The sequence below is a fragment of the Mycobacterium sp. IDUB_9 genome, from assembly GCF_055419505.1.
The window spans coordinates 183,280-195,846 of the sequence record NZ_JBVAXU010000004.1 but is presented as its reverse complement, the minus strand read 5'-3'; the positions used below and the strand labels follow the sequence as shown (position 1 = coordinate 195,846).

General features: G+C 67.3%; 12 protein-coding genes. 4 read left to right on the top strand and 8 right to left on the bottom strand.

The annotated features are described in order from the left end of the window. Positions 1–130: 130 nt before the first annotated feature. Positions 131–1,252: an MPT63 family protein gene (locus ACZY08_RS18995; protein WP_463746175.1), complete on the top strand. Its 1,122-nt coding sequence runs from the start codon at positions 131–133 to the stop codon at positions 1,250–1,252. A gap of 248 nt (positions 1,253–1,500) precedes the next feature. On the opposite strand, the gene ACZY08_RS18990 is transcribed toward ACZY08_RS18995, so the two are convergent. The 5 genes from ACZY08_RS18990 to ACZY08_RS18970 form a co-directional block, all read right to left on the bottom strand. Further along, a complete protein-coding gene (locus ACZY08_RS18990; protein ID WP_463746174.1) occupies positions 1,501–2,445 on the bottom strand; it encodes a Ppx/GppA phosphatase family protein in 945 nt (314 codons plus the stop codon). Beyond that, a complete protein-coding gene (locus tag ACZY08_RS18985) occupies positions 2,436–2,927 on the bottom strand; it encodes a DUF501 domain-containing protein (protein ID WP_463746173.1) in 492 nt (163 codons plus the stop codon). Before ACZY08_RS18985 ends, ACZY08_RS18990 begins: the two co-directional genes overlap by 10 nt. After that, positions 2,920–3,621 carry an FtsB family cell division protein gene (locus tag ACZY08_RS18980; protein WP_463746172.1) on the bottom strand — a complete coding sequence of 234 codons (702 nt, stop codon included), beginning with the start codon at positions 3,619–3,621 and terminating at the stop codon, positions 2,920–2,922. The genes ACZY08_RS18985 and ACZY08_RS18980 overlap by 8 nt, the downstream gene beginning before the upstream one ends. Before the next feature lie 27 nt (positions 3,622–3,648). Further along, positions 3,649–4,932, bottom strand: coding sequence for a phosphopyruvate hydratase (gene eno, locus ACZY08_RS18975; RefSeq protein WP_463746171.1), 1,284 nt, complete (start codon positions 4,930–4,932; stop codon positions 3,649–3,651). 84 nt (positions 4,933–5,016) lie between these two features. Further along, positions 5,017–5,748 (bottom strand): lytic transglycosylase domain-containing protein, encoded by a 732-nt coding sequence (locus tag ACZY08_RS18970; protein WP_463746170.1) that lies wholly within the window; start codon positions 5,746–5,748, stop codon positions 5,017–5,019. A 208-nt stretch (positions 5,749–5,956) separates the two neighbouring features. Between ACZY08_RS18970 and efeU the strand changes: the two genes are divergently transcribed. Genes efeU through efeB form a run of 3 tightly spaced genes read left to right on the top strand, consistent with a single transcriptional unit; the run spans position 5,957 to position 9,388 of the window. After that, positions 5,957–6,916, top strand: a complete 960-nt coding sequence (efeU, locus tag ACZY08_RS18965) for an iron uptake transporter permease EfeU (RefSeq protein ID WP_463746169.1) — start codon at positions 5,957–5,959, stop codon at positions 6,914–6,916. Then, positions 6,913–8,085, top strand: coding sequence for an iron uptake system protein EfeO (gene efeO, locus ACZY08_RS18960; RefSeq protein ID WP_463746168.1), 1,173 nt, complete (start codon positions 6,913–6,915; stop codon positions 8,083–8,085). Before efeU ends, efeO begins: the two co-directional genes overlap by 4 nt. Beyond that, the gene (efeB, locus tag ACZY08_RS18955) at positions 8,066–9,388 is read left to right on the top strand and encodes an iron uptake transporter deferrochelatase/peroxidase subunit (RefSeq protein ID WP_463746167.1); all 1,323 of its coding nucleotides are present in this window, start codon (positions 8,066–8,068) and stop codon (positions 9,386–9,388) included. The genes efeO and efeB overlap by 20 nt, the downstream gene beginning before the upstream one ends. A gap of 33 nt (positions 9,389–9,421) precedes the next feature. On the opposite strand, the gene ACZY08_RS18950 is transcribed toward efeB, so the two are convergent. From ACZY08_RS18950 to ACZY08_RS18940, 3 genes are all read right to left on the bottom strand, one after another. Beyond that, on the bottom strand, positions 9,422–10,231 hold the full coding sequence (locus tag ACZY08_RS18950; RefSeq protein WP_463746166.1) for a serine hydrolase: 810 nt from the start codon (positions 10,229–10,231) through the stop codon (positions 9,422–9,424). Positions 10,232–10,735: 504 nt separating this feature from the next. After that, positions 10,736–11,956: a nucleoside triphosphate pyrophosphohydrolase gene (locus ACZY08_RS18945; RefSeq protein WP_463746165.1), complete on the bottom strand. Its 1,221-nt coding sequence runs from the start codon at positions 11,954–11,956 to the stop codon at positions 10,736–10,738. A 181-nt stretch (positions 11,957–12,137) separates the two neighbouring features. Continuing rightward, positions 12,138–12,567 (bottom strand): hypothetical protein (locus tag ACZY08_RS18940; protein ID WP_463746164.1); only part of this gene is annotated, 430 nt, incomplete at its 5' end.

Here is a 12,567-nt window from a genome sequence, read left to right as displayed (position 1 = left end):
CTTTCTGCCAGGCGCCGATGGCAGAAACTGTGAACTACTGTTCCTAACCGTCCTCTTAAGCTGATAACTTCGCATGAAGTGGGTGTCCCACTGCCGGGGGGCCTGCCACCTCTTTTTGGACCAGTCAGGAGTGAACGCCTTGAAGAAGACGAATATCAGTACGGCCTTTGCCGGAGCGGCTATCGCCGCCGCGGCGATCGTCGCAAGCGCCCCGATGGCGCTCGCCGACGCCGCCGAGGACAGTGCCGTCACCACCGCTGCGCTCGGCAGCCAGGGCAAGCTGGACGGCGGCACCCAGAGCTGGACGGTCACCGACCTGAAGCCCAGCACTGACACCATCAACTACACGCCCCGCGGCACCCTGTGGGAAGTCACCGCGACCAACGAAGCCCTCGAGGGCTCGGTGACGCCGATCGTCTCCAACTTCAACATCCGCGCCGCTGACGGCCAGAACTACCGTGCGCTGTTCCAGGTGCCCAGCACGCAGGGCGTCAACCCGGCCACCCTGGCCCAGGGCCAGAAGACCAGCGGCAAGATCTACTTCGACGTGACCGGCGACCAGCCGACCTCCGTCGTCTACAACGCCGGCGGCCATGACGTCCTGGCGTGGGACAAGACCGCTGCGCCCGCCGCAGCCCCGGCCGCCGGCGCCCCCAAGCGTCCGGCCCCCGCCGCGGCTCCGGCTGCCGCCGCCGCACCGGCTGCCACACCCGCCGCCGGCGCTCCGGCTGCTGCTCCGGCCGCCGCTTCCCCGGCACCCGCGCCTGCCGCCGTCCCGGCTGCACCGGCCGGCACCGGCGCAGGTAGCCGCGCGACGGACCTGCCTGCCGCCACCCCGGCTGCGCCGGGTGCTCCGGCCGCAACCCCCGCCGCTCCGGGCGCCCCGGCGGCAACCCCGGCCGGCACCGAAGCCGTTCCGGCCGCTCCGGCACCGGGCGCCGAGTCGACCCCGGTCGCACACGGCACGCCGGTCTCCGAAGGTGCACCGGCCGCCACGGGTGCGGGCAACGCCGCCACCGCGATCTCGCCGGCCGAGGGCGTGCCCGCTGAGGGTGTGCCCGCCGCTGCACCGGGCGCTCCCGCTGCACCGGCCGCTCCGGCTCCGGGTGCACCGGGTGCACCGGCTGCTCCGGCAGCACCTGCTGCCCCCGGCTCCGAGCCCGCGCTGGTTCCGGCCGCCACCCAGCCGGTCATCACGCCCGCCCCGGCCCCGGCGGTCGCTCCGGCGAGCAACCACGGGACCGTGTCCTGATCTAAGTAGTCAAGCCAACGGCCGAACGCGGGTAACCGCGTTCGGCCGTTGTTTTATGTGTGGGATCCCGCGCTGCCCGGGTGCATTCGTCGCTTTCCACACCAGGGCTGTGATCGCGTGGTTCAACGACCCCACAGTAGAAAACGATCAACCCCCGCCACAGGTGCATTCGTCACTTTCCACACCAGGGCTGTGATCGCGTGGGTTAACGACCCAGGCGTAGAAGTCGGCGCGCAAAGAAGAGCGGATCAGGCGATCGACAGCGCGATGCCGTCGAGAATGTCATGTTCGCTGACCACCAGTTCGCCGATCCCGGCCCGCTGCCGGAGAACGGCCGCCAACTCCTCGACGATGATGGCACCGCCGCCGATCACGTCGGCACGGCCGGCATGCATCGGCCCCAGTGCCAGGCGTTCGGCTTTGGTCATTCCGATCAGCTGCTCACACACCCCGAGCAGATCGTCGAACCCGATGCGGGACAGGTGAATTGCGTCGGGATCGTATGTGCTCATGTGCTGCGCCAGCGCCGAGAGCGTGGTCATCGTCCCGGCCACACCCACCCACGTGCGCGCACCTTCGACCGGCACCGCCCGCAACGCCTCGGCCAGGCCGTCACGAGCCACCACCCGCGCCTGCTCCACCTCGTCCACGGTGGGCGGATCGGAGTGCAGGCACCGTTCGGTGAGCCGGACACACCCGATGTCGGCGGAGAAGCTCGCCTGCACGGCCGCCTCGCCCAGCACCAATTCGGTTGAGCCGCCACCCAGATCGACCACGACGAACGGGCCTGCGTCAGGGTCGAGTTCACCGACCGCACCGCGGAACGACAGCTCGGCTTCCTCGGTGCCGGTGATCACCTCGGCCACCGCCCCCGCGACCACCTTGCCCAGCAGGCGTGCGGTCATCGCGAAGAACTCGTCGCGGTTGCCGGCATCCCGCGCGGCCGAGGTGGCGACCATGCGCACCGCCGTCACCGAGTGCTCAGCCATCAGGGCCGCATAGTCGGCCAGCGCGGATTCGGTGCGCACCAACGCTTCCGGAGCGAACTCGCCGGTGGCGTCGACACCCTGACCCAGCCGCACGACCCGCATCTCGCGGTGCACGTCCCGCAGCTTTCCGTCCACGAAGTCGGCGATCAACAGCCGAATCGAGTTGGTGCCACAGTCGATTGCGCCGACCCGCCTCAAACCCATACCTCTCGGTCCAGAATTCCCGCCATCGCGGGCTCGACCGACAGTACCGCGAGCGCCTCGTCACCAAAGGGGTTGACCCCGGGGCCTTTTGCCAATGAGTGCGCCATCACCACGTGCAGGCATTTGACCCGGTCCGGCATGCCGCCCCCGGTGAAAGTGGTACCCAGCGATTCGATCGCATCCCGCTCGGCCAGATACGACTCGTGCGCCCGCCGGTATGCGGCCGCCAGCTCCTCATCCTCCTGCAGGCGCTCGGTCATCTCCCGCATCAATCCGGAGGATTCCAGCCGGCTGGCAGCCGCGGTGAGCGCCGGGTGCGTCAGGTAGTACAACGTCGGGAACGGCGTGCCATCAGGCAATCTCGGGGCAGTCTTCACCACCCCGGGCTCGCCGTTCGGGCAGCGGTAGGCGATCTCCAGAACGCCACGCGGCTCACGGCCCAGTTGCCGCTCCACGGCCTCGATGTCGGCGGGATCAACCATGGGGACCTCTGGGCTCGGCCGGCGGCGGTGGGACGGGCGGCCCACCCGGAGGAGGCGCACCCGGCGTTCCGCCGAAGGCGGGCGAAACCCCGTGCGGTTCATCGGCAATCGTGTGCCACAGCGAGGTGTACCAGGGCTGGCCGGCGGGCACGGTCGAACCAGGCAGCACCGCCTCCCCTGGCTCACCGGAATCGATGGCCCCCTGGGGAAGCTGCACCTGATACGGGGTGTCGCCGGGCATGACGAAACCGAGCCGCTCCCTGGCCTGGGCCGCGATGTAGACCGGGTCGGCCAGTTTGACCTTCTGCTGCTCCAGGTCGGCGATCTTGGCGCGCAACTGCTCCTCGCTGGCCTTGAGTTGTTTCATCTCGGTGCGTTGGCCGAAGTAGGTGCGGACCGGCCCGGCGATGGTCAGGGTCAGCACGCACACCACCGCGGCCAGAATTGCGGCCCGGCGCGCAGTCGACCCGAACCGCTGTTCGGACTGCAGCTCGGCCTGCTGCTGAGCTTGCACCGCAATGGCTTTGGTGACCGCCTCGTCGGCGTCCGGCGCGCCCTGCGCCGGACGGGACTCAGCCGTCCGGCGCTTGGGTTGTGAAGCGCGCGGCCGATTCGACTCCCCGGCCTTGCCCGGCTTGCCGGGTCGGGAGGCCGGGGACCGCCGCTTCGGATCAGGCCGCTTCGCTTCGGACATCGACGTATCGGTGCGCAGACGCCTGCGTTACTTGGCCTCGAACCGAGGGAACGCGAGATCGCCGGCGTAACGCGCGGCGTCGCCGAGAGCCTCCTCGATGCGCAGCAGCTGGTTGTACTTGGCCACCCGCTCGCTGCGGGCCGGGGCGCCGGTCTTGATCTGACCGCTACCCACCGCGACCGCGAGGTCGGCGATGGTGGTGTCTTCGGTCTCACCGCTGCGGTGGCTCATCATCGTGCGGTAGCCGCTGTTGTGGGCCAGCGCAACGGCATCCAGCGTCTCGGTGAGCGTGCCGATCTGGTTGACCTTCACCAGCAGCGCGTTGGCGGCGCCGCGCTCGATGCCGTCCTCCAGGCGTTCCGGGTTGGTGACGAACAGGTCGTCGCCGACCAGCTGCACCCGGTCGCCGATGGCCGAGGTCAGCGACACCCAGCCGTCCCAGTCATCCTCGGACAGCGGGTCCTCGATCGACACCAGCGGGTAGGCGTCGATCAGGCCGGCGTAGAACTCGGCCATCTGATCGGCGGTCCGGGTCTCCTTCTCGAAGGCGTAACCCGAACCCTCCGTGTAGAACTCGGTGGCGGCGACGTCCAGCGCCAGCGCCACATCGCTGCCGAGCTTGAACCCGGTGGCCTCGATGGCTGTCGCGATCAGGTCCAGAGCCGCCTTGGTGCCCGCGACGTCGGGGGCGAAGCCGCCCTCATCGCCGAGCCCGGTGGACAGGCCCTGCTTCTTCAGCACGGCCTTGAGCGAGTGGTAGACCTCGGTACCCCAGCGCAGCGACTCCTTGAACGAGGGAGCGCCGATCGGGGCAACCATGAACTCCTGAACGTCCACGCCGGTGTCGGCGTGAGCGCCGCCGTTGAGGATGTTCATCATCGGCACCGGAAGGATGTGCGCGTTCGGGCCACCGAGGTAGCGGAACAGCGGCAGCGCGGCACTGTCCGCGGCAGCCTTGGCCACCGCGAGAGAGACACCGAGGATCGCGTTGGCGCCCAGCCGCGACTTGTCCGGCGTGCCGTCCAGATCCAGCAGCGCCTGATCGACGAGACGCTGATCGTCAGCGGCCAGGCCGATGATCGCCGGGGCGATCTCGTCGAGAACGGCCTCAACAGCCTTCTCGACGCCCTTGCCGCCGTAGCGGGAGCCGCCGTCGCGCAGCTCCACCGCTTCGTGCTCGCCCGTCGACGCCCCCGAGGGCACCGCTGCCCGAGCAAACGTGCCGTCCGTCAGGGCCACCTCGACCTCGACCGTCGGGTTGCCACGGGAGTCGAGGATCTCGCGGGCTCCAACCTGCTCGATGATGGGCACTGGCTTCTCCTTATTGAGTCCGGCGTGTAGGGATGAGACTAGATCGTGGTCGGCGGTACGGGGCGTTTGGGCTTGTCACACGCGTCACAAGGCGTGGCCACCGGCGTAGGCCGTCGCCCAGTCACGGACCATGCGGGCGTACTGCTCTGAGTTGTTGTAGGCCTTGAGCGCATTCATCCAGCCCCTCGGGGTGGACAGGTCCTTGCCGTACCAGCACAGCAGACCAGCGGCCGAGAGCGCCGCGTCGTCGAAGTTGTCCGGGCTCACGACCCCGTCGTTGTTGGCATCCACCCCGAAATGGCCCCAGGTCTCCGGGATGAACTGCATCGGCCCCATGGCGCGGTCCATCAGCGGATCCCCGTCCAACTTGCCCTTGTCGGTATCAGGAATGCGCAGGTTGCCGGCGGTCCCGTCCAACTGCACGCCACGGATCGGCGGGGTGACGTCGCCGTTGCGCGCGACCATCGCCCCGCGGTAGGTGCCGTGGTGGCTCTCCACCATGCCGATCCCAGCCAGGGTGGTCCAGGCCACCTTGCAGTTGGGGTTCTCCACCTGGGCAACGCGCGCGGCGTAGGCGTAGGCCTCTAGGGCGTTGACGGGCATGCCCATCGCGGGTGCCCGCTGCGCGGCCCATTCGTGCAGTTGATCGGCGGGTCTGCCCTTGGCATAGGTATCGATCGCAGGCACCCGATCGCCGGCCGGCGGCGGGACACCCTCCGGAATCGGGGTGCCCAGATGCCAGGAACAGCTGGATGCCAACAGCAGCGCTGTCGCAGCAATTACGGCGACAGCCCGCAGCCAACGCACTGGCGACACCGGACTCCCTCAACCCCGCTCGATCTGATTGGCCATCGTCGCATGCGCGACTGTGGACGTGTCGGGCGACGGGCCCGTGCCCGAGGAACGGCAGGTGAACTCGGCCGGTCTCACAGGGCCCCCTGCTAAGGTGAGCCACGCCTTGCTATGGCAAGGCAAGGCTACATTTTTCATGGTGTTTTCACCCCGGTCGAACGAGGACGCTTTGATGACTGTCATCTCGGATGTTTCGACCAGCACGCTGGCCGCGTCCAACGTCACCTCGCAGGTATTCGGCAGTGGCCTGATCGGTTTGCGGGAAGGCCTCGAAGCCGCCATCGTGGTCTCGATCCTGGTCGCATTTCTGGTCAAATCCGAACGCCGCGACGCACTCAAATGGGTGTGGCTGGGTGTCGGCGCCGCGATCGCCATGACGGTCACCGTCTTCCTGGTCATCCAGTTCGGCGAGAACACCATCAGCGGACTGGGCGCCGAGGCCATCGCCGGCATCGCCTCACTGATCGCCGTCGTCATCGTCACCACCATGGTGCTCTGGATGAAAAAGGCGTCGGCCTCGATATCCGGCCAGCTGCGCGGCGAGATGTCGCAGGCTCTGGACACCGGCGGCCTCGCGGTGGCGCTGCTGGCCTTCCTGGCGGTGGGACGTGAAGGTGTCGAGACCGCGCTGTTCATGGTCGGCTACGCCGAAGCGGAGACGCTCTGGCCGCTGACCGGCCTGATCATCGGCGTGCTGATCGCCGCGGCGATCGCCTACGGCATGTACGCGGGCGCTGTCCGGATCAACCTCGCCAAGTTCTTCTCCTACACCGGCATCTTCCTGATCGTGGTGGCCGCGGGAATCCTGGCGTACGGCATCAAGGCGCTGCAGACCGTCGGCTGGATCCCCGGGCTCAGCGCCAAGGCCTTCGACATGAGTGGCGCGTTCGACTGGTCAGCCTGGTACGGCGAGATCATCCAGGGCGTCTTCAACATCGACCCGACGCCGACCGTGCTGCAGTTCGGCGCGTGGCTCGCCTACATCGTCGTGGTGTTGGCGCTGTTCCTGAAGCCGCTGCGGACCGCGGCGTCGGCCAGTGCTTCGCCTTCCTCAGAGACTTCCTCCGAGCCGACCATCGAGCCGGCCATCGAGCCGGAAACCTCCACTGCATCCGAAAGGTCGACCAAGTGAAGATCACCCCTGCCGTCAAGACCGGTTTCGCGGCCACCGCCGCGGTGCTGGCCGGGATCTCGATGACCGCCTGCCAGGCCAAGGAGGCCGACAGCGGCAGTGCGAGCGGCGACGGGGCCAAGTCCGCACAGATCACCGTCGATGCCTCCGATACCGAGTGCAAGCTGTCCGGGACCACCGCGACGACCGGGCCCAGCACCTTCGTCGTCACCAACAGCGGCGACAAGGTCACCGAGTTCTACGTCTACGGCGAGGGCGAGCGGGTCATGGGTGAGGTGGAGAACATCTCCCCCGGGCTCAAGCGCCAGCTGATCGTTCAGCTCACCCAGCCCGGCACGTACCAGACCTCGTGCCGCCCCGGCATGGTCGGCGAGGGCATCCGCGGCAATTTCGTCGTGTCCGGTGAGGCCGTACAGGTCGACACCGAGGGCAAGTTCAAGGACGCCGCCGACAGCTACAAGCGGTACGTGAACAGCCAGGTCGACGCCCTGGTGCCGGCCACCGAGGAGTTCGTCGCCGCGGTGAAGGCCAAGGACATCGCCAAGGCCAAGGACCTCTACCCGACTGCGCGCGTCTACTGGGAGCGCATCGAGCCAGTGGCCGAGTCGTTCCCCAACGATCTCGACCCGCGAGTCGACCTGCGCGAGGCCGACCTGGAGCCCGGGCAGAAGTGGACCGGTTTCCACGCTTTGGAAAAGCAACTGTGGGTCACGGGCCTCCAACCGGATGCCAACGCGCTCGGCGACCAGTTGATCTTCGACGTCAAGGAGCTCCAGGCCGGGGTCAAGGCACCGGACTGGACCATCGACTCCACCCAGATCGCCGGTGGCGCACAGGGCCTGCTCGACGAGATCGCGATGAGCAAGATCAGCGGCGAAGAGGACATCTTCAGCCACACCGACCTGTGGGACTTCAGGGCCAACGTCGAAGGTTCGCAGACCGCGGTGGCGTCGGTGCGGCCGATCCTCGACGAGCGCGACGCCGAGCTGGGCAAGCGGGTGGACCAGCGCTTCGCCGACGTCGAGAAGTTGCTGGAGAAGTATCGTGACGGCGACGGCTTCGTCTCCTACGACAAGGTGACCGAGCCGCAACGCCAGGAACTGTCGCGCGCCATCGACGCGCTGAGCAAAGAAGTGAGCCAGGTACAAGGTGTCATCGCCAAGCAGTGATTCTCCGGAATCCACCCCGGACGCCGAGCAGTCCGCCGGATTCTCCCGGCGCAAGCTGTTCGGCGCCGCCGGGGTCACCGCCGCGGTAGTCGGTGCGGCCGGCGCGGGTGCGCTGGCCGGCCACGCCTCTGCGGCCAGTACCCCGCAGGGTGAACATCTGACCCGTCCGGTGCCGTTTCGAGGCGACCGGCAGGCAGGCATCATCACCGAGGCGCAGGACCGGATGCATTTCTGCTCCTTCGACGTCACCTCCGACAACCGCGACGACGTCATCGCGCTGCTCAAGCAGTGGACGAAGATGGCTGAACGGATGACGCGCGGCGAAGAGACCGAAGACGGCGGTGCCGTGGACGGTAATCCGTATGCGCCGCCGTCGGATACCGGTGAGGCACTGGGCCTGCCGGCCTCACAGCTCACCCTGACCATCGGGTTCGGACCGTCGTTTTTCCGCAAGGACGGCAAGGACCGCTTCGGCATCGCCGACAAGCAGCCGGCCGAGCTCAAGGACCTTCCGAAGTTCCCCAACGAGACCATGGACCCGGCCCGCAGCGGGGGCGACATCTGCGTGCAGGCGTGCGCCAACGACCCGCAGGTCGCGGTGCATGCGATCCGCAACCTGGCCCGCGTCGGGTTCGGGACGGTCGCGGTGCGGTACTCGCAGCTGGGGTTCGGCCGGACCTCATCGACCACTCGCGATCAAGCCACCCCGCGAAACCTGTTCGGATTCAAGGACGGAACGAACAACCTCAAGTCCGATCAGACCGACCTGCTGAACAAGAACGTCTGGGTGGGCGAGGGCGACGGGCCGGCCTGGCTCACCGGCGGCAGCTACCTGATCACCCGACGGATCCGGATGCGCATCGAGAACTGGGACCGGACAACGCTTCTGGAGCAGGAGCGGGTGATCGGCCGGCAGAAGGGCAGCGGCGCCCCCAACGGATTGCAGCAGGAATTCGACGAGCTCGATTTCGAGATCACCGACGGCAAGGGCAATCCGAAGATCGACGTGGACGCTCACGTGCGGCTGGCCTCGGCCGACCACCTGGGCGGCATCGAGATCCTGCGCCGCGGTTACAACTTCACCGACGGTTCCGACGGATTCGGCCATCTGGACGCCGGCTTGTTCTTCATCGCGTTCGTACGCAGCCCCGAAAAGCAGTTCATCCCGATGCAGCGGGAGCTGGGCCGCAAGGATGCGCTCAACGAGTACATCACCCACACCGGGACGGCCATCTTCGCCTGCCCGCCCGGGTTGCGTGAGGGTGACGCCTCGGGTTACTGGGGTTCGACGCTGTTCGAGTGAGCAATCGCGACGGTGGCGTCGCGTTCGACAAGCTCAGGGGCCGAGCAGGATTTGGCTGAGACGGGTGGTGGTTGCGACGCCGTCGTCGTAGCCGCCCTGCCCGTTGAGCCCGTTCATGATCGCCAGCGTGTAGCGCTGGTTGGGTCCGGCGAAGCCGACCGAGTTCACGACCCAGCCGCCCTGTTCCTGCGACCACCCGTTCTTGTTGCCGGGGCTCATCGACGGCCCCGCGCCCCACACCCCCCACTGTTGCTCCCCGCCGACCCGTTGCATCTCAGCCACCACGGCGGCCGCATCGGGCGGATTCATTTGGGTCAGCGCGTAATTCATCAACCGGTCGAGATCGTTGGTGGTCGATTTCTGGAAACCCCAGTACGGGAACATGTCACCGAATCCCGGTTGCGGCCGCAGGTCGGTCATGCCGTAACGGGGGAAGCCGGCGTTGAACGCCTTGTGATCGGCCCCGCCGTAGCGGGTCCACAACGAGTCGGCCGCGTCGTTGTCTGAGTTTCGCAGCATGTTCACCATCAGCTGCCGGTCGTCGCCCGACATCCGCAGTGCACCGGCTCGTTCCCGTGTCAGCAGGTCGACCACCATGGCCAGCTTGATGGTGGAGGCGGTCCAGATCATCTGGTTCGCACCGGGGTTGGCGTAGCGCGTGCCCGCGGCGCGATCCCGCAGCACATAGCCGACGGTGCCGGGCCGCGATGCCAGGTAGGAATCGGCTGCCGCGATCCGTGAGCGCAGGTCACATCCCGATGCCGGGCAGTCCGCAACGGCCTGCGGTGCCACCATTCCCAGACTGAGCGCCAGGACGACGGCAGCGATCCGCAGTACCCGCATCGCCACACCGTAGGGCTCGTAGGGCCGATCCGGTGACCGCACAAGCCGGCGGTCTCGAGCCGAAACCGTGCCGTTGTCGGTTCGTTACGGCACCAGGTCCGCGTCCCATGCTGCCCCGCCGTCGACGTCACATCCAGGGCTTCACGATTACTTTCGGTCACAGGCGCCGCAGCAGCACCCCGCTCGGGACAGGAGGCCGTGCTGCCCGCCTACGAGCGACAAAGTCGCTGAAATCGCCAACCTGGCCTCAACAGAATCAATAACCCCAACACTCTGGCCACACAACACTCTCCAGCATCGTCAGACCCGTTGGCATCAGGTTTTGGCCTGCCCACCTGTCAGCGACAGAGTCGCTCGTAAGTGGACACCCCGAAACGCGTTGCGCGTGAGTCCGATGCGAGTTATGTCGGCTCAAGGGACCTACGCAGCGATGCTGCAGAGACGTGAGTGGCCAGTGGGGGCGCTATCCGCGACTTTGTCGCGCATAGGCGGGCAGCTCGGCAGTCAGTCCGACTTGGCCGACTCGCCCGGGTCGTCGCCGTCTCGTTCGGAGGCAACCTCAGGATCGTCGACGTCAGGCTCCTCGACGTCGGCGACGGCCGGTTCTGAGGCGGCGTCATCGCCGGAATCCTCGGCGCTCGCTTCGACGGAGTCGAGATCGACTGCGTAACCGTCTGCATCGTCGGATTCGTCGTCTGATTCGTCGTCGGCGGCAGCAAGGTCGTCGTCGCCAGCATCGGAGTCGTCGTCAAACTCGTCGTCCGCATCGGGCTCGGGCTCGGCAATCGCGCCCGGCCAGTACTCCCGCCACTCGGCCTCGGTGATCGACCCGAGCGGTGTCACGTCGAGTTCCTCGGGAACGTCCTCGCCACGGCGGCCGGCCGCCACGTCGGACTCCGCCGCACGCACCCTGTCCATGAACTCCAAAACCGCACTGCGCAAGTCATTCTCGGCGTCGGCATCTGCCGAAACCACCACCGACGTCAGGGCCGCCGGCACCAGATCCGCAGGCAGCCCGGCCTGGGCCACCCGGGCCAACACCTTCTGCGCCAGCGCCAAAGCCGGCTGCCCCGTCGGCACGTCATCCATCGACGAGCCGCGGGCCTTCACCTTCTGCTCCTGCGCCTTGCGTTCCTCCCACTGTGCCAACTGCTCGTCCAGTGAAATCGATTCTCCGGCAAGCACTGCCGGCACGCGGTTGCCGAGCTTGCGCACCAGCGAATCGGCGACATCGTCGATGTTGAACGGGTGGACGGGCGCATCCTCGGCGATGCGAGCGTGGAAAAGCACCTGCAGCAACACATCACCGAGCTCTTCGCGCAGCTCGTCGGCGTTGCCGCCGCGTACCGCGTCGAACAGCTCGTAGGTCTCCTCCAGCAGATAGCGGCGCAGCGAATCGTGAGTCTGCTCGCTCTCCCACGGCCCGTCGGAGCGCAGCTTGTCCATCATCGCCACGGCGTCCACGAGCCGCTCCCCAGCCTGAGCCCGCGGGGCCGCGATCAAGCGGTCCCCGGCCGCCAATCGGGCCTTGACCGCCGGATGCTCCGGGTCCGAGGTCAGCAGAACGGGAGCATCCTCACCGTCATATGCGGGCCGCGCGGCGGGCAGCGACCACGGCACCTTCACGGGCATTTCCTCGGTGTACTGGACGTCACCGGTCAGCAGGTCGATCGCTTCGACGGGAATCAGGGACGGGCGGCGGGGGTCGACCAATACGACGGTCATCGGCGATACCCCCTCACGGATTTCGATGAGACTCCTAGTCTCGGTTATACCAACGCGTTGCCGGACCGCGACACGCCTGGTGAGCACGGCCAACGCTGTGACGCGCCGGGATCGGGGCGTCCCCACACGGGATGGCCGCCCTGCCCGAAGGCAAGGCGGCCATCATGTCACAGGCCGTGGTTTACGACTCCGGCGGGAACTGGTCCTCCGGGATCACCCAGTGACCCGGGGTCTGGTCGAAAAACGGGTTGGCGACCCCGTTCACCGTCGGCAGCGTCTTGAGCTGACCAGGCGGGATTCCGAAGAACGGATTCGCAACACCGTTGATGGTCGGCGAATTCATCAGCTGACCGGGTGCAACGTTGCCATTCGTCTGCCGGAAGAAATTGTCTACCTCAGGGAACCTGACGGTGGGCACGTTCACGTCCGGAACGTTGACACTCGGCACGTTCACGTCCGGAACATTCACGCTCGGCACGTTCACATCAGGAACATTCACGCCCGGCACGTTCACATCAGGAACATTCACGCCCGGCACGTTCACATCAGGAACATTCACGCCCGGCACGTTCACATCAGGAACATTCACGCCCGGCACGTTCACATCAGGA

Bases quoted from the DNA above. Each gene is read 5' to 3' on its own strand.
- ACZY08_RS18990 (WP_463746174.1), bottom strand. From the start codon at position 2,445: ATGGGTTTGAGGCGGGTCGGCGCAATCGACTGTGGCACCAACTCGATT.
- ACZY08_RS18985 (WP_463746173.1), bottom strand. From the start codon at position 2,927: ATGGTTGATCCCGCCGACATCGAGGCCGTGGAGCGGCAACTGGGCCGT.
- ACZY08_RS18980 (WP_463746172.1), bottom strand. From the start codon at position 3,621: ATGTCCGAAGCGAAGCGGCCTGATCCGAAGCGGCGGTCCCCGGCCTCC.
- efeU (WP_463746169.1), top strand. From the start codon at position 5,957: ATGACTGTCATCTCGGATGTTTCGACCAGCACGCTGGCCGCGTCCAAC.
- ACZY08_RS18950 (WP_463746166.1), bottom strand. From the start codon at position 10,231: ATGCGGGTACTGCGGATCGCTGCCGTCGTCCTGGCGCTCAGTCTGGGA.
- ACZY08_RS18945 (WP_463746165.1), bottom strand. From the start codon at position 11,956: ATGACCGTCGTATTGGTCGACCCCCGCCGCCCGTCCCTGATTCCCGTC.